This window comes from Mesorhizobium sp. CA14 (assembly GCF_020165195.1).
In the GTDB taxonomy this organism is placed as follows: domain Bacteria; phylum Pseudomonadota; class Alphaproteobacteria; order Rhizobiales; family Rhizobiaceae; genus Mesorhizobium.
This window is the reverse complement of the sequence record NZ_JAIUHR010000012.1, coordinates 1-22665: the sequence shown is the minus strand read 5'-3', so window position 1 is coordinate 22665 and position 22665 is coordinate 1. Positions and strand designations below refer to the sequence as shown.

Annotated in this window: 29 protein-coding genes; 16 read left to right on the top strand and 13 right to left on the bottom strand. The window is 61.9% G+C overall.

The features are described from left to right. Positions 1-87 precede the first annotated feature (87 nt). Positions 88-468 carry a cupin domain-containing protein gene (locus LB565_RS14865; protein ID WP_224585179.1) on the bottom strand — a complete coding sequence of 127 codons (381 nt, stop codon included), beginning with the start codon at positions 466-468 and terminating at the stop codon, positions 88-90. A gap of 374 nt (positions 469-842) precedes the next feature. Here LB565_RS14865 and LB565_RS14860 point away from each other — a divergent pair, with 374 nt between their 5' ends. After that, positions 843-1118, top strand: a complete 276-nt coding sequence (locus LB565_RS14860; RefSeq protein ID WP_224585178.1) for a polymerase — start codon at positions 843-845, stop codon at positions 1116-1118. Between the two features lie 29 nt (positions 1119-1147). After that, entirely contained in the window at positions 1148-1378 is a 231-nt protein-coding gene (locus LB565_RS14855) for a hypothetical protein (RefSeq protein WP_224513409.1), read from the top strand. Between the two features lie 32 nt (positions 1379-1410). On the opposite strand, the gene LB565_RS14850 is transcribed toward LB565_RS14855, so the two are convergent. Beyond that, a complete protein-coding gene (locus LB565_RS14850) occupies positions 1411-2628 on the bottom strand; it encodes a TadE/TadG family type IV pilus assembly protein (RefSeq protein WP_318012158.1) in 1218 nt (405 codons plus the stop codon). A 280-nt stretch (positions 2629-2908) separates the two neighbouring features. On the opposite strand from LB565_RS14850, the gene LB565_RS14845 reads away from it, so the two are divergent. Genes LB565_RS14845 through LB565_RS14835 form a run of 3 tightly spaced genes read left to right on the top strand, consistent with a single transcriptional unit; the run spans position 2909 to position 5020 of the window. After that, positions 2909-4159, top strand: a complete 1251-nt coding sequence (locus LB565_RS14845; RefSeq protein WP_224585176.1) for a pilus assembly protein TadG-related protein — start codon at positions 2909-2911, stop codon at positions 4157-4159. Beyond that, entirely contained in the window at positions 4156-4605 is a 450-nt protein-coding gene (locus tag LB565_RS14840; protein WP_224585175.1) for a TadE/TadG family type IV pilus assembly protein, read from the top strand. Before LB565_RS14845 ends, LB565_RS14840 begins: the two co-directional genes overlap by 4 nt. Next, positions 4595-5020, top strand: coding sequence for a TadE/TadG family type IV pilus assembly protein (locus tag LB565_RS14835; protein ID WP_224585173.1), 426 nt, complete (start codon positions 4595-4597; stop codon positions 5018-5020). The genes LB565_RS14840 and LB565_RS14835 overlap by 11 nt, the downstream gene beginning before the upstream one ends. Positions 5021-5185: 165 nt before the next feature. Here the strand turns inward: LB565_RS14835 and LB565_RS14830 are convergent, their stop codons facing one another. Then, positions 5186-5476 (bottom strand): hypothetical protein, encoded by a 291-nt coding sequence (locus LB565_RS14830; RefSeq protein ID WP_224585171.1) that lies wholly within the window; start codon positions 5474-5476, stop codon positions 5186-5188. 364 nt (positions 5477-5840) lie between these two features. Between LB565_RS14830 and LB565_RS14825 the strand changes: the two genes are divergently transcribed. Then, positions 5841-6686: a hypothetical protein gene (locus LB565_RS14825; RefSeq protein ID WP_224585169.1), complete on the top strand. Its 846-nt coding sequence runs from the start codon at positions 5841-5843 to the stop codon at positions 6684-6686. Positions 6687-6937: 251 nt separating this feature from the next. Here the strand turns inward: LB565_RS14825 and LB565_RS14820 are convergent, their stop codons facing one another. Beyond that, entirely contained in the window at positions 6938-7480 is a 543-nt protein-coding gene (locus LB565_RS14820; RefSeq protein WP_224585168.1) for a J domain-containing protein, read from the bottom strand. A 239-nt stretch (positions 7481-7719) separates the two neighbouring features. Here LB565_RS14820 and LB565_RS14815 point away from each other — a divergent pair, with 239 nt between their 5' ends. Next, a complete protein-coding gene (locus LB565_RS14815) occupies positions 7720-8214 on the top strand; it encodes a cytochrome b (RefSeq protein WP_224585167.1) in 495 nt (164 codons plus the stop codon). Between the two features lie 343 nt (positions 8215-8557). Then, entirely contained in the window at positions 8558-8965 is a 408-nt protein-coding gene (locus tag LB565_RS14810) for a hypothetical protein (protein ID WP_224585166.1), read from the top strand. Positions 8966-9261: 296 nt separating this feature from the next. On the opposite strand, the gene LB565_RS14805 is transcribed toward LB565_RS14810, so the two are convergent. Together LB565_RS14805 and LB565_RS14800 are read right to left on the bottom strand one after the other, a co-directional pair. Continuing rightward, on the bottom strand, positions 9262-9558 hold the full coding sequence (locus LB565_RS14805) for an exopolysaccharide production repressor protein (protein WP_224585165.1): 297 nt from the start codon (positions 9556-9558) through the stop codon (positions 9262-9264). Positions 9559-9892: 334 nt separating this feature from the next. Further along, a complete protein-coding gene (locus tag LB565_RS14800; RefSeq protein ID WP_224585164.1) occupies positions 9893-10789 on the bottom strand; it encodes a DUF1236 domain-containing protein in 897 nt (298 codons plus the stop codon). A gap of 247 nt (positions 10790-11036) precedes the next feature. Between LB565_RS14800 and LB565_RS14795 the strand changes: the two genes are divergently transcribed. Both LB565_RS14795 and LB565_RS14790 read left to right on the top strand, forming a co-directional pair. Then, positions 11037-11336 carry a DUF1236 domain-containing protein gene (locus tag LB565_RS14795; protein ID WP_224585163.1) on the top strand — a complete coding sequence of 100 codons (300 nt, stop codon included), beginning with the start codon at positions 11037-11039 and terminating at the stop codon, positions 11334-11336. 216 nt (positions 11337-11552) lie between these two features. Further along, positions 11553-11774 (top strand): hypothetical protein, encoded by a 222-nt coding sequence (locus LB565_RS14790; protein ID WP_224585162.1) that lies wholly within the window; start codon positions 11553-11555, stop codon positions 11772-11774. 194 nt (positions 11775-11968) lie between these two features. Here LB565_RS14790 and LB565_RS14785 read toward each other — a convergent pair whose 3' ends face one another. Then, on the bottom strand, positions 11969-12319 hold the full coding sequence (locus tag LB565_RS14785; RefSeq protein WP_224585160.1) for a DUF982 domain-containing protein: 351 nt from the start codon (positions 12317-12319) through the stop codon (positions 11969-11971). Between the two features lie 210 nt (positions 12320-12529). Here LB565_RS14785 and LB565_RS14780 point away from each other — a divergent pair, with 210 nt between their 5' ends. The 5 genes from LB565_RS14780 to LB565_RS14760 all read left to right on the top strand — a co-directional run bounded on the left by LB565_RS14780 (position 12530) and on the right by LB565_RS14760 (position 14153). Next, entirely contained in the window at positions 12530-12829 is a 300-nt protein-coding gene (locus tag LB565_RS14780) for a DUF1236 domain-containing protein (RefSeq protein WP_224585158.1), read from the top strand. 123 nt (positions 12830-12952) lie between these two features. Beyond that, positions 12953-13162, top strand: a complete 210-nt coding sequence (locus LB565_RS14775; RefSeq protein ID WP_224585157.1) for a hypothetical protein — start codon at positions 12953-12955, stop codon at positions 13160-13162. 108 nt (positions 13163-13270) lie between these two features. After that, positions 13271-13522 carry a DUF2934 domain-containing protein gene (locus tag LB565_RS14770; protein ID WP_224585154.1) on the top strand — a complete coding sequence of 84 codons (252 nt, stop codon included), beginning with the start codon at positions 13271-13273 and terminating at the stop codon, positions 13520-13522. A gap of 241 nt (positions 13523-13763) precedes the next feature. Beyond that, positions 13764-13982 carry a dihydrofolate reductase family protein gene (locus tag LB565_RS14765; protein WP_224585152.1) on the top strand — a complete coding sequence of 73 codons (219 nt, stop codon included), beginning with the start codon at positions 13764-13766 and terminating at the stop codon, positions 13980-13982. A 3-nt stretch (positions 13983-13985) separates the two neighbouring features. Further along, positions 13986-14153 (top strand): hypothetical protein, encoded by a 168-nt coding sequence (locus tag LB565_RS14760; RefSeq protein WP_224585150.1) that lies wholly within the window; start codon positions 13986-13988, stop codon positions 14151-14153. Between the two features lie 437 nt (positions 14154-14590). On the opposite strand, the gene LB565_RS14755 is transcribed toward LB565_RS14760, so the two are convergent. The 6 genes from LB565_RS14755 to LB565_RS14730 form a co-directional block, all read right to left on the bottom strand. Further along, positions 14591-14800: a hypothetical protein gene (locus tag LB565_RS14755; RefSeq protein WP_224585148.1), complete on the bottom strand. Its 210-nt coding sequence runs from the start codon at positions 14798-14800 to the stop codon at positions 14591-14593. A 206-nt stretch (positions 14801-15006) separates the two neighbouring features. Continuing rightward, the gene (locus tag LB565_RS14750) at positions 15007-15351 is read right to left on the bottom strand and encodes a hypothetical protein (protein WP_224585146.1); all 345 of its coding nucleotides are present in this window, start codon (positions 15349-15351) and stop codon (positions 15007-15009) included. A 149-nt stretch (positions 15352-15500) separates the two neighbouring features. Beyond that, positions 15501-16373 carry a DUF2167 domain-containing protein gene (locus LB565_RS14745; RefSeq protein ID WP_224585144.1) on the bottom strand — a complete coding sequence of 291 codons (873 nt, stop codon included), beginning with the start codon at positions 16371-16373 and terminating at the stop codon, positions 15501-15503. Between the two features lie 265 nt (positions 16374-16638). Further along, complete coding sequence (locus tag LB565_RS14740) at positions 16639-17025, bottom strand: hypothetical protein (protein WP_224585142.1); 387 nt, start codon at positions 17023-17025, stop codon at positions 16639-16641. Positions 17026-17087: 62 nt separating this feature from the next. Further along, entirely contained in the window at positions 17088-20276 is a 3189-nt protein-coding gene (locus tag LB565_RS14735) for a tetratricopeptide repeat protein (protein WP_224585141.1), read from the bottom strand. 126 nt (positions 20277-20402) lie between these two features. Next, positions 20403-21035, bottom strand: coding sequence for a helix-turn-helix transcriptional regulator (locus LB565_RS14730; RefSeq protein WP_224585127.1), 633 nt, complete (start codon positions 21033-21035; stop codon positions 20403-20405). Between the two features lie 639 nt (positions 21036-21674). On the opposite strand from LB565_RS14730, the gene LB565_RS14725 reads away from it, so the two are divergent. Next, positions 21675-22481 carry a GcrA family cell cycle regulator gene (locus tag LB565_RS14725; protein WP_224585125.1) on the top strand — a complete coding sequence of 269 codons (807 nt, stop codon included), beginning with the start codon at positions 21675-21677 and terminating at the stop codon, positions 22479-22481. The last annotated feature ends 184 nt before the right edge of the window (positions 22482-22665 follow it).

Here is a 22665-nt window from a genome sequence, read left to right as displayed (position 1 = left end):
CTTCGCGTTGCAAGCCGTCGCGCTCCACGCGCCAGAACCTCCTCTGCGCCTTCGGCCACATTTCCCCTTGAGGGGCGATCGCTTGCGCTATGCCGGCTTGGCGTATTGCTCGGCGCTCAAGACCTCAATGCATTGGAACGGCTGGTTGCCTTCCACCCAGGCGTCGTGGCCGGGCGGGATGGTGTAGGAAGAGCCGGCCTCGAAGGTCTTTTGCGTGCCGTCGGTCATCCGCACGGTGATCGAGCCGGACACGACATAGCCGACATGCGAGACCTGGCAGCTCTCGGTCTTGACCACCGGCTTGACGCATTCGGACCATTTCCAGCCCGGCTGCATGTTCATGCGCGCCAGCGAGTAACCCGGCAGTCGCACGATCTCGACACGCGTCTTGGCGGGCGCGCGGACCTCGTCTGGATTGTTGTGCGATTTGGATTCGAGTTTCGTCACCTTCATTGCAACTTCGGCCATGGTAATCCTCCCATGCGTGAAGCGGCGCCTGACGTTGCGATCGTCGGCGACCGCCGTCTCATTCATACGCCTTAGTATAATGGATTGCTAATGTAATCGGGACGACCGGGAGCCCGGCCAAGCGCCTGGCGCGTTGTCGTGGAAGGGTGTTCCAGGTCTCCGGCCGACGGTCCGAGGCCATGTTAGGACCGAAGTCTCACCGCACGAACGCAGAGGCCCGAGGTGGCAATTTCCAGGAAACAACAGCAGCCCCATTTCATTGGCTAGCAAGCCGCCGGACAAAGTCCCTTCATCGGCGGTTGACCACGGAGTGTCCGCCATTCCTGCGATATGGCGGGCACTCCTTCGTGGGGGCCGCTTTGGAGTTGCTGGCCATGCAACCCGGCAAGATCATTGCGAACCTGTTTGCTACGCTGCTTTTCGCCGGCCTGGTCGGCAGCGTCTTCCTCCTCTTCGGAAGACCGCTCTGGCCACAACGCCATGCCCAGATGGTGGTCCGTCTTCCAATCGACATGATGGCCACCGGATCGGTGCGCAGGGCCTGTGTCGAGCCATGCCTGCCCGCCCGCTTCGATCTCAAGCTCGCGCCCGTCAGGCCACCGGATGAAAGCACGCGGGGGAACCAGTCCGCGGCTCATGCCGTTGAATGAGCGAAGGGATGGCGCTGGCGGAGGCCGCCATGGATAATTTCGAACTCATCGATCTTCTGTGCGTCATCGACGCTTGCGCGAGCGATCGTTTGGCCGGGCGTGTCGTACCGATGTCGAAGGCAGTCGAGGAATTGCGCGTCCTGACCGGCGATTTCGTCTCGTCTGATGAGGACGCGACCAACGCCTTGACACAGGTCGCGCTCGAGCGCGGCTGCGCGGTGCTCTTCGACGAGCAAGCGGGCGCGGATATCGTGGCCTAGGCTAATCTCCTCCTGGAGGAGGAGACTGGTGTTCATTTCGCCAGGGTGATCATCCGGCCCGCATACGCCGCCCGGCCCCCGAGTTCAGCCGTGCAATCCGACTTTACGGCTGAGTTCCCTATCATCGCGACAGTATCGCCGACCAGCCGCAAGCAGCTGCCCTGGGCGTTCATGTCCGAATTTCCGGTGTAGGTGATGGCGGCGTCGGGGGCGTAGATGAAACCGCTGACCACCGATCCGGATCCGCCGTTGAGCGTCAGCGGCTGGGTGTTGCCATGGGCCTGGAAGATGGTGATGCCGGCGTAAGGGCCGCTCCCCGGCGGCGAGAGGCTCACCTGCTCGTTGGCGTTGATGATAAGCTGCGAGTTCTCCATCAGGAAGATCGTCACGCCCTGGCCGCTCAGGCTGCCGTTGCCGCCCGGCTTTATGGTGACGTTGCGCATGATGTAGGTGCCCGGATTGAGGGTGATCTTTCCGGACAAGCTCTTGTCGCAATAGGTGCCCGGCGAGAGCGTCACCGTTTTGCCATTGGGCACCGGCAGGCAGAGCGTGTAGGCAGGCGGAACGACATCGGCCAGCGGATCGAACGAAGCATACTGGTTCTCCAGCGGCGCGCCGCAGGAAAGCGTGGCGTTTGGCGGAGTGAGCCCTTGCGTGCCGCCGACCGTCGACACGCAGCCGGCGCTGACGATCGCCGAGCCGCCGCGATTGACGGCGTCGGGCGCGTCCGAATTGGCCGCGATCACGCAGCCGTTCATCGTCACATTGGTCGAGCCCTGCAGGCTGACCGCGCTGTCGGCGTGCTGATCGAGCGCGAGCACGCAGGCTTGCGCACCGGGTTTGAGCTTGACCGAGGCGGTGCGCGTCGCCTGCCAGGCCGGCATGCCGCTGATGAAGGCCGGCCGGCTGATGCTCGACGACAGCGAAATGAAATAGGCGCCCGGATCGCGGCTTGCACTGGCCTGAAAGGCGGCGAGGCTGCCCGATAGTTCCTGCGTGTCGGCCGCGCTCATATTGGCCGCGAAGAAGGTCTGGCCGAGTTGCTGCACGTCGCTTGCGGACATGCTCGGCAGGTATTTCGTGCCGATCGCCAAGCCAGCCGCGTCCAGCGAGTTCTGCAACTGCGCGGCGTCGTCGCTCGTGCCTATCAGATCGACGGATGCCGCCACGCCAAGCATAAGCGGCACCATGGCGACCGCGGTCGCAATCGCAAAGTTGCCGCGCCTCGATGCCAAAAAACGTCCCAACATGGAGCCCATCCTCGCAGACCTGCCAGATGTGATATGCGCGCCGTCTCAACGAGCGATTTGCAAAAAAGGTAAAATGCAAGAGATGCTAAAATAGCATATTTTCCCGGTACTTATGCCTTAAGTCCTAAGGGAGTTAGGCCTTAGGTCTTAGTCGGTGCGGCGCAAGGTGGGGACGGCGGCGCTCTGGGGTCCCACCGGCGCAAATCGAGCGAAATAATTAGGCCTTCGTTCATATCGCAATGATGACGTGACGGCTGGGATAGCTTAGGCGCGCTTGGCCATGGCCTTTTCGGCTCGTTTCTTCGGACATTTTTTTTCTCGACTTTTTTTTCGACGCTTTTGCGAAGGCAAGGGCGGCAATGTCGCGACCATCTTCGCGCTCACCCTGCCGGTCGTCGTCGGCGGAGCGGGGCTCGGCGTCGAGACCTCCTACTGGTATTATTCGAGCCTGAAGCTGCAGGCGATCGCCGACGCCGCCGCTTATGCCGGCGCGTTGGAGAAGATCGCCGGATCCAACACGGATGCCATCACCACCGCCGCCACGTCATCGGCCGCTTCGAATGGCCTTGGTGCGGGCACCATCGTCGTCAATACGCCGCCCACTTCGGGACCGAACACGGCCAAGAAGGCGGTGGAGGTCATCCTCAACCAGGATCTCGACCGGATCTTCACCTCCATCTTCACGCAGACAAAGGTGCCGGAGCGGGCGAGGGCGGTGGCGCTGATCACCGATGCCTCCAAAGCTTGCATCGAGGCGCTCAATCCCTCGGCCTCCCAAGCAGCACTTTTTTCAGGCAGCACCAGCGTCAAACTGACCGGCTGCGTCATCATGGCGAATTCGATCGCCAACGACGCCATCAAGGTGCAGGGATCGGCGGGTCTTCAGGCTGATTGCCTAATCTCGGGGGGAGGCGTCGTGCTGAACAATCCGGTGCCGATGGTCTGCAAGGCCCCGATCACTCAGGCGCTGCCGGCGGCCGACCCGTTCGCCAGCTTGCCGGCCCCCGCGACCTCGAACTCATGCCAGAAGATCAATGGCAACAAGACGACGCAGACGATCCAGCCCGGGACCTACTGCAGCGGCATGAACCTAAACGGCAATATCACGCTTTCTCCCGGTGTCTATGTCGTCCAGGGCGATTTAAAGATCAATGCGGGTGCCGTCATCCAAGGCAGCGACGTCACGATCTACATGGCCGGCAGCAACACTGTCAGTATGAATGGCAACGCCACAGTGACGCTGGCCGCCCCCACCACGGGCACCTATTCCGGCGTGCTGTTCTACGGCGACCGGACCGGGACGGCGGCGCAAAGCACATTCAACGGCACCGCGACCTCGCTTTTGACCGGCGCCATCTATTTTCCCAGGCAGCAGGTCAACTATCTCGGCAATTTTTCGGGTAAGAACGGCTGCACGCAGATCGTTGCCGATACCATCCAGTGGTCGGGCAATTCGACCATCAACCAGGACTGCTCGAGCCTTGGGATGAAGGACATCCCGGCCGCCCAGTCAGTCGCGGTGGTCGAGTGAAATCCGCTGCCCGCCGATTGATGCCGGCCATTCGCGATGAAGCGGGCATCGCCGCGGTGGAACTCGCGCTTGTCTTGCCTGTCCTATGCGCTGTGTTGCTCGGAATCATGGACGGTTGGTCCTATGTCACGGGTTCGCTGTCGATGCGCGCCGGCGTGAAAACGGCGGCCAACCTCGTGATGGCTGGCTCCGCTGACGACGGCGCGATCCAGGCTGCCGCCCTGGCGAGCTGGGAAAACAAGCCTTCCGACGCGCAAGTCGCGATTAGCCGCATCTACCAATGTGGAACCACCATAGTCGACGCTTCGACCTTATGCAGCGGGCCGAAAGCGCCATCCGTCTATGTCCAGATCCAGGCATCTGGCACCTGGATTCCGCCCTTCACCTTCGGCCCCTACCCGGACAACACCGCTCTCGGTCTGCTGCAGGTGATCCGTGTTCGCTAAAGGAAGATCCGGGGCATTTGAGCTTAGGGCATTTGGGGCCAATGTCTCGGGCGGCGCCGGTCTCGAATTCGCGCTGGTCGTGCCTTTTCTCATCATGCTCCTGTTCGGCATCTTCGCCTTTGGCTGGTCGATGAACAGCATATCCAGCGTGCGCTACGCGCTCGAAGCCTCGGCGCGCTCCCTGCAGCTCAACAACACGCTGACGCAAGCCGACATCCAGGCGGTCGCGACGCAGAAGCTGCAGGCGCTGGGCCTGCAGAATGTGAATGTCACAATCACCACCGACCCGGCGAGCGGTGGCTTTCGCATGGCGCATGTCAACGCCAGCTATGCTTTCGTCATCAGCTTCCCCTATTTCAGCAATTTCCCGATCAGCTACACCACCTCGGTGACCGTGCCGTTGGTCGGCAGCTAGGCAGTGCTCGCTCTATCAATGGCGACCGCGTGCCACGAAGCTCGCGCCCATCATGACCGACAACGAGAACGTTGACCCCGACATGGTGGAGTGGATCATCCGCAAGTAGCTACCTCCCGTTTCGCCGTTTCTGTGGCAACGGAGGTAGTAGCTGATCGCTCAGGGCTAGCAGCCTTGCATTGTCGTTTTCATCTGGCCGGGAGCGTTCGATTTGGCGCTGGTGTCCTGCTGGCCGGGCGCGGCCTGCTTTGCGCTGCCGGTTTGCTGCCCAGGCGCGCAATCCTTCGCGGAATTCGAGTTGGTTGAATTCGTCGTGGTCTGATCCGTGTCCTGGCTGCTGGGCATCGTCGTCGTGGCCGACGACGATGAAGAGGCGCCCGACGACGTGCCCGATTGGGCCGTGGCCAGACCACAGGACAAAGCAACAAAGGCGGCAGTGAGAAGAATTCGGTTCATGATGACTGTCCTTGTTAGGCAATGTCCCCTCGCTTGTTTAACCTTGACCTCCCGACAGGGTTCCGATGGTCCACATATTCCCGATTGCGGGCGATTTTCGCGGCCGCAATTACCTCTTGGGACCATGGTCTGGCACGACAAGGGCCCTCATTGTTCCAAACGGCCCTAGCAGGTTCGGCCCTTTGTATTTGCATTAAATTTCAATGGGTTAAAGGGAATTTTCGCGAGAATGGCCGGGCGGCGGCGGCCATGCTCTCATTTCGCGACCGCAATTGCTTAAAGTTTATCCGACGCCATTAGGAAATTCTCATATGAGGCTGTCTAGCGGTTGGGCCAAGCGACGATTCATCTGCGGAGAAGCACAATGACATTGCGAAAGACACTCCTGGCATCCCTTGCCATTCTTGCGCTCGCGGCCGCCCCCGCGCTTGCCGGCGCCGGCGGTAACGGCGGCGGCCACGGCAATGGCGGCAGCCATGGCGGCGGCAACGGAAACGGCGGCGGCAACGGAAACGGTGGCGGCAATGGAAATGGCGGGGGCAACGGCAAGAGCGGCGCCTCGCACGGCAAGTCGGCTTCGGGCCACAACAAGAGCGCCGACGCCAGCGCGTCGGATGACAGCTCGACCGATGACACCACGACAGACGATACGACCACGTCTGCCACGCCCAAGGACAAGAACATTCACGCCAAGCTCGGCCGGCTGAACTCACTGCAGCGCAACATCAACGCCTATATGAATTCCAAGAGCAAGAAGTTCGCCGGCATTCAGGCCTATGTGACGCAGGCCGCGGCGGCGCAGAATGCGCAGGCCGCGCTCGACGCGGCAAACGCCCAACTGGCCGCCGATCAGAGCAAGCTCACCGGCCTCACTCAGCAGCTCGCTGATCTCAATGCGACCGACACAACGGGCTTCACGCCCGAACAGCAGGCGGCTCTCGATGCGCAGATTGCTGACGTTCAGGGGCAGATCGACGCCCAGAACGCGGCAATCACGGCCGACAACCAGGCGGTCACCGATGCCCAGACTGCGGCTGACAACGCGCCCGCCCCCACTGATGCCTCGTTGGATGCAGCCCTTGGCGACATGGCCAACAAGCCGGTCGACGCCGATGTCACCGCCTGGGCCAAGGATACGCTGGCGGGCAAGATCGACGCCGCTGCTGCCGCCACGGCGACGACGACCACATCGACGACAACCACCCCATAAGGCCGGCCGAACCGACCAGAGGGCGAACGAAGACGCCGCCGGGCCTCGCCCGGCGGCTTTTCGTTTGGGAGCGATGGCAACTCGTTCGCGGTCTCGGAAGAAAATGGTTCGCCTCGGAGTTTTCGCTCCTATCGGCTTTGGTTTGGTGAGGCGGGCCAAATGCGGCGGCCCGTCGGACCTCAGTCACCTGTATCGGTGAGACGAGCCCGCCCCTGGTTCAGGCGCCAGTAGGCGGGCTTTCGATGATCGGCCTAATCGGCGTGATTGAGCAGGCGGGTGGCGTCAGGGCGATCCCGGCCCTGCTTGACCCCGGCGTGATCTATACCTTCCACGGTGATCGCGAATGTTCCGTTCTCGGTTCTGCCGATGAAGCCCTTCGCCTTGAGATACCACAGATGGAATTCCAGGTGCTCGCGAGGGCAGCCTGACAGGCGCTCGAGCTCCTCGTCGCCGATGCCTGGATTGTTGACGTCGCGCCGGCGCCTCACATAGAGAAGCGACAGCAGATTGGCCTGGATGACGCTATCCCTCTCCATGCCGCCGCCATCGCGCGCTTCTTCCGTGAGCTCGTGACGAAGACCGAGATGTTGGCGATAAAGGATGTCGTACTGTGCCCGTTTGACCGGATCGCGAAGCGTATTGTGGGCTTCCACGATCTCGCTGAAACGCGATTCATTGCCGGTTTCCCGATTGTCGGGATGGTAGCGCATGGCAAAGTAGCGGAAGATCCGCTCGATGGTCTCCGAATTGGCGTTCGGGCTTATTTCCAGAAGTTCGTAGTAGTCGATGAACATGTAATCGTGCTTCCGAAATTACGGAAACCACTCCCCCGAGCCGAAGCATTGCGCAAACGCCGCGCGCTTGCAAGGTGCCAGGCTGGTCTCGAACCGCCATGGCCGGCGCGAATGCCCGCCATACGAAAATGTAAGAGTGCGGCCACAATTGCGGGAACTTTCGAGCCGAATTCGGCCAACCTCATTTCAACTATTAAGCAACGTGAAGGCGTGGGGCGCCTTGTACTCAGGGGAATGCAATGGAAACCAGACGTGGATATTCAATTTTTCAGATCGGCCTGCATTGGTTGATCGCAGTGCTGGTGTTATTTCAGCTCTTCTTCGGTGAGAGCATGACGGCTGTCGTGGACGCTGCTGAAGGCGGACAGCCGGTATCGGCGACGGACCAGGCGCTCGGCTCCGCTCACTACTGGGTCGGCCTGGCCATCCTTGCGCTTGTGCTTGTTCGATTGATCGTCAGACTGGTATCCGGCGCGCCGGCTCCCGCCGGCCGGGCACCGAAATGGATGCAGCTTGCCGCGCATGCATCCCACGGTCTGTTCTATGTGCTGTTGCTGGTGGTGCCCGCAATAGGCCTTCTTGCGTTCTATCTGGGCGACCCTTGGGGTGACATCCACTCGCTTGCCAAGCCGGCGTTCATCGCGCTGATCGCAATCCACGCCGTGGCGGCGCTCTACCATCAGTTCTGGCTGAAGGACGGGACGCTGAAGCGCATGCTTTCGCCCGCCGGCTAGAAGGGAAGGGACGCCCCCGGTTGGCGAAAGGCTTTCTCCGCCACCGGGAAGCTTACCGGATCAACCCGCTATCGCGGTGGAATAAATCCTGCATTCTGCTACGTTGGCCATCTTCGAAATTCAGGTGGCAACCTGGATGGAGCCGACCTCAAGCCCGGCTCTTTTTTCGGCTCGCCTCGAAAGAGGCGAGCCTTTTTTTGCGGGGCCCTCTGCCGGATGACCGAACCAACCTCGCTGCTCTCGCCCGATGGCCACACCGACCTAAGTGTGTGATGGCTAGCTAATATGACTTAAGCGATGTAGACTGGGCTCGGGTTCACAGAGGCATTGGGAGGAAAACAAAATGCCACGGGTTTCGGAGCTTTTCTTCAAGACGGCCATCATCTTTCTCATCCTGGGCATCGCCGCCGGGCTGCAGATGGCGATTTCGGGCGATCACGGCGCCTTTCCGGCGCATGCCCACATCAACCTTCTCGGCTGGGTAACCAGCGCCATCTTCGGCGGCTATTATGCGCTCAACCCGGCCAAGGCCGAGCGCCGCATCGCCATGATCCATTACGGCCTCTATACGGTCGGTATCGTGATCATGCTGCCGGCCCTCTACTGGATGCTGGCGGCAGGCCATCCTGAGATCGAGCCCGTCGTGGCAATCGGTTCGCTGATCGTCGCCGCCGCAGTCCTGGTCTTTGGCTTCGTCGTCTTCTCGTCGACAGAAACGGTGCGCTCGGCCTCACCGGCCACCGCGCGCTAGCTGGGCGAATCGAGCAGGGATTTCGGCGGGCGCAGGCTGCGGCTCCGATCAAGGAGGGCCGCAGCCGGCGTTTGGTTGCGCCGCATCGACTTTGTTGATGACGGCCCATTGGCGCCGATGCAAAGTGAATGGCGGTCTATCGGCTCCGATGCAATTGATGGCGCCTCGGCCCTGCCGAGGGTGCAGCCCGGCCCCTGCATTCGAACTGAGGAAGCAGCGAGCCGGGCTATTGCGGCGTGGATGCCTGTCGACCAGGAATAGATGATCGGTCTGCGGCCCGATCGAGCGCAAAGCGATTAGGGAAGCAGTTTCGGGAACAGCCGCAAGATGAGAGCGTGGATGATGCCGTCGCGCTCGAACGGGCCGGGGATCTTGGCGGGTGCCGCGCTTGCGTCCGCTTTGCCTTCGTCGGTTACGCGGGTCTCACCATGCACGAGCCAGAGCACCGCCACGAAATAGCCGGCCTGCAGAACCACGGCCGCCAGGAATGTCCAGCCGATCGCCGTCCAGACAGATCCCGTGGACATGAAGGTCCAGCCGAGGATGACCAGAAGCGTGCCCACCATTCCCACAAGAAACTGCGGAAAATACATTTGCCCAACCGAGCGCCGCGACCACATTCGACCATCAGCGATCTCGCCCATATCTCTACCCATCGTGACCCATGCACCTTTTCCGGGTGGACCGCAAGCTTGAACGATTTGCCGGCGGCCCCATTGCCCTTTCGTCCGGCCCTGACAGGGACGACGGACGCAGGACTTCCGTCGTGACAACTGGCAATTGCGCCGGATCGTTCCCGAGGCGGCGACATTCAAGTCCTGCCTAATGGACCGCGATGCATGCGGGCGACTGCCTGCCGGGTTTAGATGCCTCTCCACGCAAAAAGGCCCGCCACGTGGCGGGCCCTTATCCGCTATGCTGACCGGATCAGCTCAGGATCACTACGATCTTGTAGGTGTCCGGGTCGACGATGACGATGCGTCCATCGGCCAAGACGAAATACTCATAGTTCTCATAAGCCGGAACGATCTTGACGATCCGGGCCGGCAGACGGTGCAGCCGCACCTTGTGGCGCGGCACCTCGACGCCGACCGAGATGTCGAAGCTGACGTCGCGAACCGGCTCGACATGGCTCTCATGAATGACCTGCGTGATCTGCGTCTTCTGTTCCACCGTCACGTTGTTGATCGACGCTGTCTTGTTCTGGTCGGTCTCGACGTTGGTGTTGCCCTGGGCATTTTGCTCTGTGGTGGTGCCGGTCTTGCCCTGGGCGTTCTGCTCGGTCTTCATCTTGGTGTTGCCGCCCTGAGCGTTCTGCTCGGTGGTTGTGCCAGTCTTACCCTGAGCCTGCTGATCGGTCTGGATCTTCGTCTTGTTCTGGGCATTCTGCTGGGTGGTCGTACCGGTCTTGCCCTGCGCGTTCTGCTCAGTCTGCATCTTGGTGGTGCCTTGAGCGTTCTGCTCGGTGCTGGTACCGGTCTTGCCCTGTGCCTGCTGCTTCTTCTTCAGCTGTGTGTTGTCCTGGGCGTTCTGGTCGGTATTGGCGCCTGACTGACCCTGGGCCTGCTCGTCCGTCTTCATCTTGGTCTTGCCTTGAGCCTGCTCTTCGGTGTTGGCGCCGGCCTTGCCCTGGGCGTTCTGCTGTGTCTTCGACTTCATCTCGCCCTGGGCCTGGCCGCCGGCCTTACCGCCCTTTTGGCAATCGGCCGTGCCGGCCGCGCAATTGTTGTTGTCGCCGCTCGGCTGTGCGGATTCGGTCTGCGCCATCGCGGCGCCGCAACCGACGCCAAGCGCGATCATGCTTGTGATCAGCAGATGTTTCATTGGATTTTCTCCTCGGAAAGTCGGTCCCTTCGTATGGGTAACCCCACCCGAAACGCATTGTTCCGAAATTGTTGCGACCGGTCGGAGGCGATGGTTCGCGGAATATGGCGGCAGTTGTTTTTGCAGGCGCCGGTCCAATTTTTGCAGGAACAAGGGTAGGCAAACGGCGTTACGACAATGCCGACCCGCTGTGGAAAATCGCAGGCGCAGCATCAAGGCGTTCAAATCCACATAGGAGAGACCACCAATGAAAATGCACCTCACCTCCGCCGCCGCTGGCTTCCTGCTGCTTGCTGGTATTGGCGCGGCTGCCGCGCAGGATGTCGTGATCGCGCCGGAGCAGGAAACCGTCATCAAGGAATATGTGCATAAGCAGCCGCTGGCCTCGGTTAAGATTCCGGGCGTCGAGCTGAATATCGGCAGCACGCTTCCCGACACGGTCGAATTACACGAAGTGCCGAACGTCAAATACCGTTACGTCGTCGTCGATAACCGGACGGTGATCGTCGATCCCAGCACCCGCAAGATCGTCAAAGTCCTCGATTGATCGATAGCGCGCCAAATCGGATGGCCCGCCGCCCGGTTACGGCGGCGGGCCGTTAACCGATTATTATTTTGTTACCATATGCTAACGGAACCTTCCTCCTGCGCTTGAGTTAGCGGCTCTGGTTCACGCTGTCTCATAGACAACACAAACCGATGGCAGGGTGAAGATTCGGGCGGTGGCGACAGATACGGGCGGGGCGAGGAGGAGTTTACCAACATGTCGAAACGAGAAATCGGAACATCCCGTTCGCTCGGGCTGCGTGTCGCCGATCTCAAGGCTAGGATACGGGACGCCCGGATCACCGAACATGAGATGAAGGCCTTCCAGAAGGTCGCGGCCATCATGGGGGGCGGCGAGGGCTCCCTACGTATTGAGGCGGACGATCTGATCGCCGCGTCCTTCGTCACCGAGGCGCTGGGCGAATCGACGCCGACCTGACAGCGGCTACCCAGCCCGAAAATCCCGGCAGTCGAGTCAGCCGGCGAGACGCCGGTTTGCAAGCGAACAGCTGCGCAGCGTGCGGTTTGGGTGCTGCCCCAACCCGCATGGCTACCCCGCGCGTGCAATCCAACTGGGCTCGGCCTGTGCCGAGCCGGTGTCGAAGCGGCCTTGCGCCGCCTCGCCACCCGGGCCTACCCAGGCACGTGGCGGTTCTGCGCCCGGCTTTCGCGCGCCCGGCTGCGCCTGATCTTTGCTTCGCGCAGCACCGCGACCGGATCGGCGCCGGTCCACTCGATCCTCGCCTTCTTCGCAAACATCAGGAATGCCTGCCGCGCCTTGTCGAGGTCGATCTCTCCGCCCCGCGCCGCCTCGCAGGAGCGCAGCGCCGTGACGTAGCTAGCGTCCCGCGCAGCCGGCGGCCACTCTTTGAGGAAATTCTGCATCGCGGTCAGTGAGGTGATCTCGCGCTTGAAGCCGGCGCCGACGGCGATCGCCACCGGGGCCCGAAGTTCGATGTCGCTTCTGATGGAACCTTCTCGCATACCTCCGCCCTATGAATTTCAAAGTCTTGGGGAGTTTCAATACCTTCCAATGCGGGGCAGATGCGAAGGTTCCGCCAAACCAATTAGTCGTCGCTGACGGAACAACACCTTGCCGAGGGCGTTGCCCCGGGAGCTCCAACGTTCGATCTGCCGGTGTTTCCGCTCCCGCGGAGGCAGAGCGGAGCTCGCCAACGCAACAGGAGAGAAACGATGAAAACCACCCTCATTCCCGCTGTCGCCGGCCTGGCTCTGATGGCCGGCATCGGCATCGCGGCCGCGGACGACGTGATCGTCACCCCCGAGCAGCAGACCGTGGTCAAGGAATATGTCCACAAGCATCCGATCGCCTCGGTCAACGTGCTTGGCCTCGAGCTTGGTGTCGGTTCCACGGTACCTGACACTGTCGAGCTGCAGCAGGTACCGGACGTCCGGTACCGCTATGCGGTCGTCAATGACCATACGGTGCTGATCGATCCGGGCACGCGCCGCGTTGTTCAGGTGATCGAGTAGATCAGCCCTGAAAGAGCCCGATCCCTCACCATTGGGGAAGGCTCGGGCTCTTTTCGCATCCGGGCATAAGGCCTAAGATAGCAGCGGTTTGGGAGGCAACGAAGCGCGGAAGGAGTCGTTGCCATGCACCATCCACACGTCGAATCACCTGACATCGCACGCCAAGTCGACAAGCTTTTGGCCGAGCATAGGACTGGCCTGCTGTCGATGCGTGAAGCAATTACCCTGTTGCGGAAACGCACGGGAACCGACCGTTCTGATGCGGATTTGGCCGGATTGATTACAAAGAAGGCAGCGCATCTGGGCATCGCGGTCGTCACCGACGGGCACTGAGCGAAATTGCCGCTCAAGTCGGTCGCTTATTTCGTGATACCGAAGACGCCACGCGAAAATTCGGCTAATGTTCGCGCCGGGGAACCGTCCCAACATCAGGAGGCGACAGTGACGGACGACAGGCACGAACGCATTCGCCAGCGGGCACATGAGATCTGGGAGCAGGCCGGCCGGCCCGAAGGCGCTCACATGGAGCACTGGGACCAGGCGGTTGCCGAGGTAGACGGGGCCAGCAAGTCGGCGGCAAAAAGCCCGAAGAAGGCTGCCGCCAAGGCCGACAAGCCGAAAGCCGCCAAGGCGGAGAAGCCGGCCAAGGGCCCTGCCAAGGCGAAGTCTCCCGCCAAGAAGACCAAGGGCTGACCGCCAGCCAAGGCCTGTACCCTTTCCACCGGGTCATGTGACGGTGCGCTCGACGCCCCGTGCGAGACCTGTGTCCGAAGGCTATGCGCATGCGAAAAGTCGTCTTGATCATGACCATGCCGATCGACGGATATGTCGTAGGGCCGGTAGGAATGTCGACGGGCGGTTTTCCTGAACCGACAGAGCTCAAGCGTTGGAAACTCGATCGCATCAGTCGCGCTGGCACACACATCATGGCCGCGTGAGCTACGAGGAAATGGGGCCGTACTGGCAAAAATCCGAGGATGCCTATGCCGCGCCGATGAACGACATCCCTAAGGTCGTGTTTTCGAAAACGCTGAAGGAGGCGACTTGGCCAGAGTCCTCCATAGCGAAAGGTGATCTACACGAGGAAATCGCCAAATTGAAAAAACAAGCCGGCGGCGAAATCATTGCTTGGGGCGGCGCGGGATTCGCCTAGTCGTTGTCGAAGGCAGGGCTGATTGATGAGTACGTCATCCTGACTCGGCCGATCGCCTATGGCAGCGGCAAACCCCTATTCAGCGGTTTGGCGGACGCGCTCAAGCTAAACGTCCTCGTCACGGCGGCTTACGATAACGGCACCATGCTTCGCATCTACGCCCCCCGCTGAACCAGCGCGGACTTCTTCGGCGCGGCGCTGGCAACCTTGTTCAAGATGCGGGCGAAGTTCGGTGCCGACTTCTCTTAAAGCCATGGCAAATTGACCCCGCATCAGCGCTGAAATCGCAAGACCTGGAAGCAAATCTCCGACCGAGTGTGGGTCGCCCCTTCGTTCCCGGCAAGACGGCGTTGGCCGCCCACGTCGACGACGTCGACAACCGCATCACCCGCGCCTTTGAGAACGCCTCGATCTCGGCCGCGCCCCAACCTCGTTCACGGCGAGCATTTCGGCCTGCGCCTCAACGGGGCAATGCCGGCGATGCCCAATGCCTTCGGCATCACCGCAGTGCTGAGCGAAGGCTTCGAGCATGGCGGCCGACTGACCGGCGCGCTCGGCATTGCTTTTGTTGAGACAACGCGCGGCTGCAGTTCAACTGATAGGGGAGGCTACCGCCTCCCTTGATTTCCGGCGTATCGCGCGACTGCGCAGAGGAAGGCAAGCGCGGCCGTATCGCAAGCGGCCCGCGACGGCGACGGACCCTTGGCGAAAAGGACCGCGTCCGCGACGGGGATCGTCAGGCCGTGCTTCCGGGCGAATGAGGTGACTTCGTAGGGCTGATCGTCGGGTTGTATGCTGATGTCGATGCGCTGGTCCATCAAAACGAATTCCTCCCTGATATGCAGGCTTACCCTCCTTCGCCTGAGAGGAATTAACCACCGGCCGCTCACGCGCGTCCACCAATTGGCAATTGTGTGAAACGATGCATTTTTCGAGCCGCAGAGCCAAGGGTTGCAGCGACATGATTGTTCGCTTCTCGGGCGGTTCTTTCCCTTCTCCAAAACGGAAGAGGTGAGAACGCTCCTCACCACGCGTCGCTCGACCGGGCAAACCTTACCCCCGCCGTGATCATCGCGCTTTCGCATTCGCTGATCAGCCTGAGATTCCGCAGATACCGCGCCACTGTCTCCGGCAGCCAGGCCGCACAGGCCTCGACATAGGCGCTGCCGTGCAGCAGCGTGCCGGTCGAAAGCCGCTCGTCCTTCTCGGCGATCACTTTCAGATATTGCCGGATGAAGCGGATGTCGTCGGCGATGTCCTGGCTGGCCATGCGCCAGGCGCCGGCAAGGCGTTCGCGCTCGGCGAGCGGCAGTGGCGACAACAAGGGGCGGGAGAGGTCGGCGAAAGCGGCGTGGTTCGCGGTATCCAAGCAAATTCCCTCAAAAGAAGGAAATATCGTACTTTATGTACGAAAAGCAATCAAGCGGGATTCGTACAGTTTGAACGATAAAGCGGCTATAGGAAATCGGGAAAATCTTTATAACCAGGTGGCGCTCGACTGGGCGGTCAACACCACGTTCAACTATCCGCCTTTTTCCTGCTGAACAGCCTTCTCAGCCACATCAGTGGCACCAGCAAGATGAAAGCGCCCTTCTTCAGCACCACGAGGGCGAGCGCGATCAGGCCGGCGCTGGCAGCCCCGCCATATTTGACGCCGAGCGTTGCCGCCAGCACGCCCAGCGCACCGTAGCCGTTCATCTTGTCGCCGCTGGAGAATTCAAAATAGGACGAGCCGGCCTGCGGCTTGTAGGCGGCCGCCGATGCCGCGACGATCTTGTGCACGTCATCGCTGGTGACGTTGCCGTTCACCGGCACGATCTTGATCGGGACATAGCCCTGACGGTCGAAGATCGAGACCGAGATGTTGATCGTCCTCTCGCCGCTCCAGTTCAGGATGTTGGCGTAGTAGAGAATGTTCTTGCCCTTGTCGATTTGCGGATAGACGAGCCAGCCGTCGAAGCGGATTTCCTGTCCGGACCGCTCCGATTGCGCTTTCACCGATTCCTTGAAGCTGTCCTCGATCGAGCTGATTTCCTGGTTGCGGTCACTGGAATCCCAGTCCGCCAGGCTCACATAGCCGTCCGACACCGGCTTCTCGATGGTCAGATTGTCGATCTCCGGGGTCAAGCCGAAGATCAATTGATCGATCGTGCCGCACTGGTCGTGGTCCCAGCCAAACTCCTTCACCACCAGATTGCAGCGGTCCTCCGGCTTCAGATAGAAAGCCCCGCCGCCAGCCGGACTGATCGTGCCTCTTGCTACACTCAAAGGCTGGGCAAAATTCTGCGGATGATAGTTCGCGTCTTCGGCATGCGCGATGACCGGCTGACCGACAGAGCAGACAAACGCCAGCAGAATGGAAACCAGATCTTCCCTGACAGATTTGCGCACAACCCCTCCCACTAATGAGACCCCAACCTCACGCAGCCACGATCTAACGGGATTTCAACGACAGGCACAAGACGGGAAGGTTCTTTTTTTGTTCTTGATGCCGGAGAATATTCCGTAATCCTTCTGCCAGTTCTTATCTGACCTGCAAGTCCGGCTTTCACTCGGATATCTGCCTGTAAGCGGCCGGAGCCGCCGACGGTTTTCGCGGTACACCGCGCGCCAGACCTTCCATCACACGATCAGTGCAGCGCCTTGTCACCGGCACCTAATTCTTCACGATGGCATAGAGCAGGGCGGTTTTGACATGTCGTCCAGATTCGCCCGGCAGCGACAGGGCCGCCCCATACAGTTTCGCCATTGCGGGGCACAGGCCCGCGAAATCCTGGTTGGCGTTCGCTATGGCGTCCATCTCTGCCGGCGTGCCGCCGCTTTTGGTGAAGGCGTCGGCGAGCAGCGACCAGTCCTGATCCTCAGGTTCGGCAGCCGGCAAACCGCTTCTTTTGGCAGCGCCAAAGGCACGGAAAAGTGTTGCGCCCACCTTGTCCAGATGCGCCAGAAATTCACTGTCGGGCGCGCTGACTGCGTCCGGCCCATTGCGCAGGTAATTGTTGCAGATGTCTGGCGTTTCTCGCGCCATCAGATGGTCGAGCATGGCAAGCTGGGCCGAGAGCGCCTGCGAGGCTTCGTTATCCGGAGCGGAAGGCAAAAGCGGCGCTACCTGCGCCGCAGTTCGGCGACCGCAACCCGGCTGGTGTTTCGCACCGCCTGTTTGCCACTCAAGCGGGCCACGACCATGACCTTATCGATCAACGCGCTGTAGTCGTCCGGGAACTCCTCGGCGATTGCCTTCAATATCTGCGAGTCCTGCTTCTGAACCTCGGCGTTGATGTCGGCACTGGTCAACGCTTGGGGCGCGGGCGTCTGCTTGCCGGCTTGACTGGCGAGCTTGCCTGACGTCTTCGAGGCAAGAGCCTTTTTCTTGGCAGCTATTGCCAATTTTCGACCCGGACGGGCCATGTCGGATTTAGGATCGAGCTTGAGCGCCCGGTCGAGATCGGCGGTCGCGCGGTCGAACTCGCCCATGGAGTACCAAGTGCTGCCGCGTCCGAAATAAAACGGGGCATAGTCCGGCTTCATTTCGATCGCACGGTCGAGATCGGCGATGGCCTTTTCCGGCTCGCGCTTCTTCGCCAGTATAAGAGCGCGGGCGTGATAGCCTGTAATATAGGATGGATCGATCTCAAGCGCTCGGTTGACGTCGGCCAAAGCCCCGTCATAGTCGCCCTGTCGCATGCGTGCCCTGGCGCGCGCCGAATAAGTCGACGGTTCGTTTGGCGCGAGCGTCAGGGCGCGGCTGTACTCAGCCTCAGCGCGGTCGTATTTGCGTTTTGCATAGAAGGCATCGCCGCGTTTCAACAGTGGCATGACAGCCCGCAGGTCCGCCCCATCGGCAGCATCGGCCCCATCGCTTTGTCCGTTCGCCGCCACCGCAGCCTTGCGGGCAATGGCATAGTCACCATTGCCGGGATCGAGCTTGAGCGCCTGGTCGAAATCGGCGATGGCGCCGGCGTAGTCTTTCCGATCCGCTCGGGCCATGCCGCGCGCGTAATAGCTGGCGTCGTGCTTGGCATCGATCCCGATCGCCATCGTGTATGCGGCGATCGCGCGACCGGCGTTCCCCTTGGCGTGCCAGGCCATGCCTTTGCAATAGTGGGCGTCGCGCGCCTTGGGCTCGAGTGTCGCTGCTCGCTCGCAGTCGGCAAGGGCGCCCTCGACATCGCCGGACGTCACCTTGGCGAGGCCCCGGCGAGAATATGCCGGAGCAAAATTGGGGGCGAGCTGAATGACCCTGTCGAAATCGGCGATCGCTTGGCTGTAGTCGCGTTTGGCGGCCCTAGCCCTGCCGCGGCCGAAATAGCCGAAGCGGTTGTCGGGATCGAGAACGATCACTTGGTCATAAGCGCCGATCGCCTCGTCGTATTTGCCCATGTCCAGCCAGGCATCGCCGCCCAGGATAGCTTCCAGGGCGCGCGGATCTTTTGTCTCCAGCAACTTTGCAGCCAGCGTGTCGTCCGTCGCCGTCAAATTCGGACGAACGGCTTGCGGCTTTGAAACGGCGGTTGCCGGTTTAGACTGCTCCAAGTCCGGTGCCGGCGCAGGGTTGCCCTCATTGCCGGCCACCTGTTCGCTACAGCTTCCCGACCGCGCGGGATCGAGTTCGACGGCATGCCGGCAATCCGCCGCCGCGCCGGCCTGGTCGCCCTTGAGCGTCCTGGCGCGGCTGCGGCCCAGATAGGCGTCGGCATTTTTGGGATCGAGGCTGATTGCCTTGTCGAAATCGAGCAGCGCGCCGTCCACACCGTATTTCGCCAGACGCGCGCCTGCGCGTTCGACCAATATTCTGGCGGCGACCTGATCCTGTGTCTCGGCGGCCTGAACAGGTTGCTGGCCGGCCGTGAGCGCGGCGCACGTGCCGGCGCGTTGCGGATCGAGTTCGACGGCGCGCCGACAGTCGCTGGCGGCAAGGGCGTCATCCCCGTTTGAGGCAGCTGCCACCGCTCTGTCGTAAACCGCGTCGGCGTTGTCAGGGTCCTCTCCGATAGCCATGCTGAAGGAGTTGATCGCCCCTGCAACGTCGCCCCGTATCTGCTGCTCCAGCCCTTGTTCGATGTACTGGGCAACAAGCTTTGACCGAATTTCATTGGCTTTTGCCTGCAGCATCGCGTTCGAAGGGGGCTGCGCTAGCCCGGCGGCCTGCGTTGCGGCCGGCGCTTTGGCGCTGGCATCTCTCGTTTCGCAATCACCTGTCTTTTTGGGGTCGATCTCGATGGCTTTGCGGCAGTCGGCGGCCGCGCCGGCGCTGTCTCCTTTGCGTGCCCGCGTCAGCGACCGGCCGAACCACGCCCTGGCATCGGTTGCATCGAGTGCGATCGCCTTGTCGAAATCGGCGACGGCGCGATCATTGTCGCCTTTGTTGGTCCAAGCGACGCCTCGCGCGTAGTAACCGTCGACGATCCCGGCATCGAGCTCGATCGCCTTGCTGGCGTCGGCGATGGCGCGGGCCCAATCGTTCTCGCCGAGCCAGGCGGCGCTGCGATTGACATAGGCGTCGGCGCTCCCGGGATCGATGCCCAGCGCGGCGTCGTAATCGGCAATGGCGCGATCGAATTCGTTCTTGGCAGCGTAGGCGATCCCGCGATTCACCAGCGCAATGAAATCGGCCGAATCGATGCGGATTGCCTTGTCATACTCCGCGATCGCCCTTTCCCTTTCGCCAATCTTGCTCAAGGCGGTGCCGAGGCCCGTATGGGCGTTGCCATTTTGCGGATCGGCCTCGATCGCTTGCTGGAAATCAAGCATGGCCGCCTCGATCTTGCCCTTGCGAAGGAAGGCCGAGCCACGGCTGGAATAGGCGTCGCTGGCGGACGGCTCGAGGCTGATCACGATGTTGAAGTCCGCGATCGCCCGGTCGTGGTCGCCCTTGTTGAACCAGTCGGTGCCGCGGTTGAAATGGGCCGAAGTCCGCTTGGGATCGAGCGCGATTGCCTCGCCGTAGTCGGCAATCGCACCGTCCCAGTCTTGCTTGTCGTCCCGGGCGGCGCCCCGATAGAAATAGGCTTTGATGCGCAGGCGCAAGGCCTCCGCATTGTCCTCGACAATCACCGTGCAGGCAGCGATGCGTTGCTCGACTGCCAACTTGTCGAGGCTCGCTCCCTTTTTGTTGTCACTATCCAAGCCTTGGCCGTGGCTTTCGTCGCCGAAGCAAAGAGCATAGTCCTTCGCAACGGCGGACGCGGGCGTGGCCAGAGTGCCAAGCACCACCATCCCACCCAGCGCAAGGAGAGGCCCGCGCGGAAGCCAGACAACAAACGCACGCGTCAGCGCGCCGGTGCGGCGTGACATGATTGATCCTCCCCCGGAGTTATCGCGGCAGCCGCCGCGGCTGCTTATATAGTTCCTCTTTTGTTCCGGAATGCAAGCAGAAATTGCAATGCCTGCATAGCCTTTCCCTAGGAGGAAGATTGTCCCTCACATATCGATCATCGACCGCTTCACCCGCCCGATGATGGTGATCGCGCCCTCCAGCTCCGGCGGCGGGATGTCCAGATAGGATGCCGGCTGGAACGGCGGATTGTCGTTCGGGCGGTAGCGCTTGTAGGTGGCGCGCCCCGTCTCGTCGGCGATCACGTAGCAGCCATTGGTCACCAGCCGCTTGTCGCGCAGGTTGACGAAGATGATCGAATCCGGCGGCGAGATCTTGTTCATCGACGGACCGTCGACGCGCAGCGCGATCCATTCGCCTTCCTCGAGATCGGCGGTGGGGATGGTCGGATAGTCGGAGAGGTTGACCACGCTGTCCTGGCTGCCGAGCTCGCCGGCGCTGATCCAGGACACGATCGGCACGTCGACGGTGACGGGTGAAGAGGCAAGGCTGACCGGCGCCGCTTCCGCGCCATCAGCGTTGAACAGCAGCCAGCCGGGATCGACGCCGAACAGCCGGCCGTACTTCTCCGCCGCTTTCCGCGACAATGGCCGGTTGCCGTTCTCGTGGCTGATCAGCGTGTTCTTGTTGATGTCGCGCAAGGCGCGGGCCGCATCGCTGGGCGAGGCATAGCCGGCCTGGGCGCGCGCCTGCTGCAATCTGTGCCGGGAATCCATCATCGTACAAAATGCCTGAAAATAATCGTCCAATATGTACGATTCCGCTTGCGCGGCATTCGTACATAACGTACGCTTAGCGCATGAATGAACATCCCGCAAGCATTTCCGCACTGCCGGTGATTCCGGCGCCGCCCACGAGCATCTCAGGGCTTGTGCAGCGCATCGACGCTTTCGCCGCCGAGCAAGGGGAGGCGGCATGAACGCGTTGCCCCCGTCTTTCCAGTTCGAACCGTCTTGCCCGTTCGAATCGCCTGTCGAATTCCAATCGTCCGGACTGTCCCCGGTCCGGACGCATTCCGGGGCGCTTGCCCCGGATCCGGTCGAACCGCCCGCACCCCGGTTCACCGGAACGGCCGGAGCCGCTCCTCCCCCGGCTCCGGCCCCCATTTCGGGCACAAGCTGCATCCGCACCGAGGACGGCACCGTCATCCTGTTCGACAGGGTGACGGGCCGGGCGGTGTCGGGCCTGACGCGGACCGCCGCCGAGGCTGCGCTCCTTCGCTTGAACGCTCCAGGCGCCGTCTGACCTTCAACGCTTTCGCTGACCTGATCCCCAGACGGCCTTTCGGCCGAAACCCTGGCGCTTGGCCTGAAGCCTGGCGCTTCGCACTAGCGCTTCGCAATCAATGGAATGAGACTATGGCAGCCACCTACACCGAAAAGGAAATCGACGAGATCGCCGCGTTGCTGAAGGAGGGGCTGTCGGCCTCGCGCATCGCCGGCCGCTTCAGCGCGCTGCGCGGCAGCCCGGTCTCGCGCAACGCCATCATCGGCATCGTCCACCGCAACGCCGGCCTGAGCGCCATCGGCTTCGCCAATCCCAAAGGTGGCCGCGCCGGCGGCAGACCGAGAAAGCACGCCCGGCCCGATCGTCCTGGCCGGCGGGGCAGGGCGGTGGCCGCAGGGATGGCACTGTCGGAGCCGGCCGTGCTTTCGAGATACGCCGAGCTGGCAGAGGGCGCCGCCGCGGAAGCTGCCAATCTCCCCCCAAGCGGGGGAGATGGCCGGCAGGCCAGAGGGGCGCGCAGTCCCGCCGACGTGTCGGTCTATTCGGTTCCCGTGAAACCGGACGCCATTAGCGCCCGCACCAACCGCGCCCCCAAAAAGACTAAGCTGCGCAAACCCGCGCGCACGCTTCCGCCCGCCTGGCTCGCACCTGGCACCCGCGAAAAATCAGAAGCGCATCTCTATAAGCTGCCGGCGCCGCCGCCTCCGGTGAATCCCGGCCGCCAGCCGCATGTCGCGGCCATGCGCTTCCTCGACTGCCTGTTCGGCCGCTGCCGCGCACCGCTCGATCTCGCGCTGCGCGAGGATGCGGAAGCGGACCCGCAAGGCGCGCGCCCAGGACTGGACATGCTCTGCTGCGGTCTACCGACATCCGCCACGCGCTCCTACTGCGCCCATCACCATGCAAGGTTTCACGGTCGTCGCGGGGGCGGGGTGTGAGAGGCGTCCCGGCAAGATCAAGGTTCCTCGCCCCACGAAGTGGGGAGAGGTGGCTCGGCGAAGCCGAGACGGAGAGGGGAGCGCCCTAAAGGCCCCCCGCTCCGTCCGCTTCGCGGACACCTCTCCCCCGCTTTTGGCGGGCGAGAGGAACCCAGGTTCTGACACGTCCCACCCAACCCAAGGA

What these genes read in the sequence shown, in the direction of transcription:
- LB565_RS14845 (WP_224585176.1), top strand. Translation starts at nt 2,909, where the DNA reads ATGGCCTTTTCGGCTCGTTTCTTCGGACATTTTTTTTCTCGACTTTTT.
- LB565_RS14780 (WP_224585158.1), top strand. Translation starts at nt 12,530, where the DNA reads ATGAAAACCACCCTCATTCCCGCTGTCGCCGGCCTGGCTCTGATGGCC.
- LB565_RS14820 (WP_224585168.1), bottom strand. Translation starts at nt 7,480, where the DNA reads ATGTTCATCGACTACTACGAACTTCTGGAAATAAGCCCGAACGCCAAT.
- LB565_RS14855 (WP_224513409.1), top strand. Translation starts at nt 1,148, where the DNA reads ATGGATAATTTCGAACTCATCGATCTTCTGTGCGTCATCGACGCTTGC.
- LB565_RS14810 (WP_224585166.1), top strand. Translation starts at nt 8,558, where the DNA reads ATGCCACGGGTTTCGGAGCTTTTCTTCAAGACGGCCATCATCTTTCTC.
- LB565_RS14795 (WP_224585163.1), top strand. Translation starts at nt 11,037, where the DNA reads ATGAAAATGCACCTCACCTCCGCCGCCGCTGGCTTCCTGCTGCTTGCT.
- LB565_RS14755 (WP_224585148.1), bottom strand. Translation starts at nt 14,800, where the DNA reads ATGGACCAGCGCATCGACATCAGCATACAACCCGACGATCAGCCCTAC.
- LB565_RS14825 (WP_224585169.1), top strand. Translation starts at nt 5,841, where the DNA reads ATGACATTGCGAAAGACACTCCTGGCATCCCTTGCCATTCTTGCGCTC.
- LB565_RS14790 (WP_224585162.1), top strand. Translation starts at nt 11,553, where the DNA reads ATGTCGAAACGAGAAATCGGAACATCCCGTTCGCTCGGGCTGCGTGTC.
- LB565_RS14730 (WP_224585127.1), bottom strand. Translation starts at nt 21,035, where the DNA reads ATGATGGATTCCCGGCACAGATTGCAGCAGGCGCGCGCCCAGGCCGGC.
- LB565_RS14775 (WP_224585157.1), top strand. Translation starts at nt 12,953, where the DNA reads ATGCACCATCCACACGTCGAATCACCTGACATCGCACGCCAAGTCGAC.
- LB565_RS14805 (WP_224585165.1), bottom strand. Translation starts at nt 9,558, where the DNA reads ATGTATTTTCCGCAGTTTCTTGTGGGAATGGTGGGCACGCTTCTGGTC.
- LB565_RS14735 (WP_224585141.1), bottom strand. Translation starts at nt 20,276, where the DNA reads ATGTCACGCCGCACCGGCGCGCTGACGCGTGCGTTTGTTGTCTGGCTT.
- LB565_RS14865 (WP_224585179.1), bottom strand. Translation starts at nt 468, where the DNA reads ATGGCCGAAGTTGCAATGAAGGTGACGAAACTCGAATCCAAATCGCAC.
- LB565_RS14785 (WP_224585160.1), bottom strand. Translation starts at nt 12,319, where the DNA reads ATGCGAGAAGGTTCCATCAGAAGCGACATCGAACTTCGGGCCCCGGTG.
- LB565_RS14740 (WP_224585142.1), bottom strand. Translation starts at nt 17,025, where the DNA reads ATGCTCGACCATCTGATGGCGCGAGAAACGCCAGACATCTGCAACAAT.
- LB565_RS14830 (WP_224585171.1), bottom strand. Translation starts at nt 5,476, where the DNA reads ATGAACCGAATTCTTCTCACTGCCGCCTTTGTTGCTTTGTCCTGTGGT.
- LB565_RS14860 (WP_224585178.1), top strand. Translation starts at nt 843, where the DNA reads ATGCAACCCGGCAAGATCATTGCGAACCTGTTTGCTACGCTGCTTTTC.
- LB565_RS14800 (WP_224585164.1), bottom strand. Translation starts at nt 10,789, where the DNA reads ATGAAACATCTGCTGATCACAAGCATGATCGCGCTTGGCGTCGGTTGC.
- LB565_RS14725 (WP_224585125.1), top strand. Translation starts at nt 21,675, where the DNA reads ATGGCAGCCACCTACACCGAAAAGGAAATCGACGAGATCGCCGCGTTG.
- LB565_RS14815 (WP_224585167.1), top strand. Translation starts at nt 7,720, where the DNA reads ATGGAAACCAGACGTGGATATTCAATTTTTCAGATCGGCCTGCATTGG.
- LB565_RS14850 (WP_318012158.1), bottom strand. Translation starts at nt 2,628, where the DNA reads ATGTTGGGACGTTTTTTGGCATCGAGGCGCGGCAACTTTGCGATTGCG.